This window comes from Streptomyces sp. NPDC059455 (assembly GCF_042750115.1).
Lineage (GTDB): Bacteria > Actinomycetota > Actinomycetes > Streptomycetales > Streptomycetaceae > Streptomyces > Streptomyces endocoffeicus.
The window spans coordinates 1-2567 of the sequence record NZ_JBHYVB010000447.1 but is presented as its reverse complement, the minus strand read 5'-3'; the positions used below and the strand labels follow the sequence as shown (position 1 = coordinate 2567).

Here is a 2567-nt window from a genome sequence, read left to right as displayed (position 1 = left end):
AAAGCGCACATGTTCCGGCGAACTCGTGCAAGGTGCTGCCGAAACTTCACGGGTTCGGCAGGCGTCCTTCGTCGACGTGGTCGGCGAGATAGATCAAGGTGGCCTGCGGGTCCATGCCGAACGCCGCGGCGACGAGCTTGGGGTCCATCGTGTTTACCAGGTCGACCAGTCGGGTGCTGCGGATCGTTCGGGGCGGGAAGCCGCAGTCGTCAAGGGCGTGGGAGAGATAGGCAGTTGAGGCCGGGCTTTGCCCGGCCTTTGTTCCTTTGGTGACCATGACGTGAGGGTTGTCGGTCCGCCAGGAGGAGCGGTGGGCCAGGCATCGCTCCAGCACGGCCCAGGAGGCGGGGTCGAGTGGAACAGGGTGGGGCCGTTTGCCGAGCCGGACCGTTCGGGCCTGCGCGTCCACGTCACTGACCTGCAGCATTCGAGCCTCCAGACTGGAAGCTCCGTGCAGCAGGGCGAGTATCCCGACCAGGGCCTCGTGGGGGTGGACATGCTCGTCGGTGGTCCAGCGTCGGAAGAGCTCGCGCTGCTGGTCGAGGGTGAGGGTCTGGCCGCGGAATCCGTTCGACTCCTTGGCGGCCAGAGTGCGGGTCGGGTCGACCAGCAGCAGTTTCCGCGCACGAGCGAAGCGGAAGAACTGCCGCAGCACGATCAGCCGCCGCTTGCGAGCCTTGGGCAGCGTCGCGAGGAAGGCTTCGAGGTCGTGCACGTCGACCAGGGCCCAGTCGTCCTTGCCTCGTTCGGTGACGAGGAAGAGCGCGAGGTCACGCATGGTGGCCAGTGCTGTTTCCAGGGTGTGGTTGCTGCGAGGGCGGGTGCCGGCCCTGCGGGCCCGTTCCTGAGAACTCATCCGGTCGGCGTCGAACGCCGCCACGGCCGACCGCAGTGGCTCGGGCACGGCCTCGACACGGCGGCGACGACGGCCGACGGCCAGCCGCTCGGCCTGGTCGGTGGGCAAGGCCAGCCGCGACGGGTGAAGAAGTCCTCCAGAGCACGGGCGAAGGAGCCCATCGACCGTCCGGGCCGACGCGATCGTTCCAGCAGGGCCTGCGGTGAGTTGGAGTGCTCGTCCTCCAGGAGCCGGCCGAGGTCAGTGACGAAGCCGCAGGCCCTCGCAACGCGGTGCCGGGCGGCGACATGGGCGACGAACTCGCCCAGCCAGAAAGGCGGTTCGGCAAGACGTTCACGGAGGTGTTCACCGCGGATGAAGGGGCGGCCGGGGTGCTTTTGCCAGCAAGGCGAGCACAGCCCCAGCCCGGCATGCCGCCGCAGCTGCCCGCACTCGCTGCAGATCCTGGGCGGCTGTTTCGGTGATCCCGGATGCGAGCACGGCCCGCACCAGCCGGTCTGCTCACGCAGATAGCCCGGCTTGCCGCAGCGAGGACACAGTCGCTGAACCGCGAGCCGTCTGGCCTTGTTCCGGCAGTCGCGGCAGAGTCGGCTCTTCGCAGACCGCACCGGATGACCGCACTGCTCGCAGATACGCGAGCACAGGATGCACCGGCCGGTGTCCGGCTGCAACACCCGGTCGAGACCGCAGGACGGGCACGTCGCCCTGGCCTGCGACTCCTTCATCCGGCGCCAGCATCGGCAGCAATGCTGTCGGTCGCGATAACCGACAGGGGCTCCGCAGGTGACGCAGTCGCGTTGTTTCTTGCCCATCGCGGCCCCCGGGCGTCACAGGGGCGGCATCGACCGGCCCCGGGCGGAGACGGCCTTGGGCAGGTCAGCGACGGGGCGAGGGGGTGCGATCGGCCGCTCGACGGGGGTGGTGTCAACCTCGATGAGGTCGTTGGGGGTGCATTCCAGGGCGGTGCACAACGCGGCCAGCGTGGTCATCTTCACCTGCGAGGGCTCCTTGGTGAACAGGGCGGACACCGAGGCCGAGGACAGTTCCAGGCCGGCTTTCTCGGCCAGCAGCCGCCGCAGCTCGGTCCCGGTCCAGACCTCGCGCTGGGCGGCGGTCATCCGCAGCCGCCATTGGATCCTCATGCTGTGGTGTCCTTCCCGGTCAGCTCGGCCAGGGTGCTGGCGACGGCCCGTTGATAGGCGTCCTCAATAAAGGTGGCCGACGGCCGGACGTATCGCATGGTTGAGCTGACCGTCCAGGGTCCGAGCATCTGCTGGATGGCCACGAGATCGACGCCGCGTTCGTAGTTGTGGGTCGCACACGCTCTTCGCAAGGCATGCGGGCTGAACCGGTCGGCCGACGGGCGGCGCTCGAGTTCCATCAGATATCGCAGTCGGTTGCGGATGGTCCCGCGATGCAGATTGCCGCCGGACTCGTCGGCGAACAGCACCGGCGAGCCGGGGAACTGGGGCCGCACATCCTCCAGGAACCATCGCAGCACCAGATCGAGGCCATCGAGCATGGGCACCCAGCGAGGCCGCGGTCCGGAAGTATGGGCGCCCTTGCCGAACGGACATGGAGCTTGCCGAATGGGCCGCGGGAGAAGTGCAGGTCCGGCTTGTCCAGCAGCGATGCTTCGTCCGAGCGGAGGCCAGCGTGATACAGGGTCCGGAACATCGCATAGTCCCTCGCGGCGGGCCCGTACTTCCTC

General features: G+C 68.3%; 4 protein-coding genes. 1 reads left to right on the top strand and 3 read right to left on the bottom strand.

Annotation, left to right across the window (positions count from 1 at the left end):
* Nucleotides 1–46: 46 nt before the first annotated feature.
* Nucleotides 47–964 carry a tyrosine-type recombinase/integrase gene (locus tag ACFXB5_RS53385; RefSeq protein WP_385223277.1) on the bottom strand — a complete coding sequence of 306 codons (918 nt, stop codon included), beginning with the start codon at nucleotides 962–964 and terminating at the stop codon, nucleotides 47–49.
* Nucleotides 965–1068: 104 nt separating this feature from the next.
* Here ACFXB5_RS53385 and ACFXB5_RS53380 point away from each other — a divergent pair, with 104 nt between their 5' ends.
* A complete protein-coding gene (locus tag ACFXB5_RS53380) occupies nucleotides 1069–1320 on the top strand; it encodes a hypothetical protein (protein WP_385223275.1) in 252 nt (83 codons plus the stop codon).
* 363 nt (nucleotides 1321–1683) lie between these two features.
* On the opposite strand, the gene ACFXB5_RS53375 is transcribed toward ACFXB5_RS53380, so the two are convergent.
* Complete coding sequence (locus ACFXB5_RS53375) at nucleotides 1684–1998, bottom strand: helix-turn-helix domain-containing protein (protein ID WP_385223273.1); 315 nt, start codon at nucleotides 1996–1998, stop codon at nucleotides 1684–1686.
* Nucleotides 1995–2378 (bottom strand): tyrosine-type recombinase/integrase, encoded by a 384-nt coding sequence (locus tag ACFXB5_RS53370; RefSeq protein ID WP_385223279.1) that lies wholly within the window; start codon nucleotides 2376–2378, stop codon nucleotides 1995–1997. The genes ACFXB5_RS53375 and ACFXB5_RS53370 overlap by 4 nt, the downstream gene beginning before the upstream one ends.
* Between the last annotated feature and the right edge of the window lie 189 nt (nucleotides 2379–2567).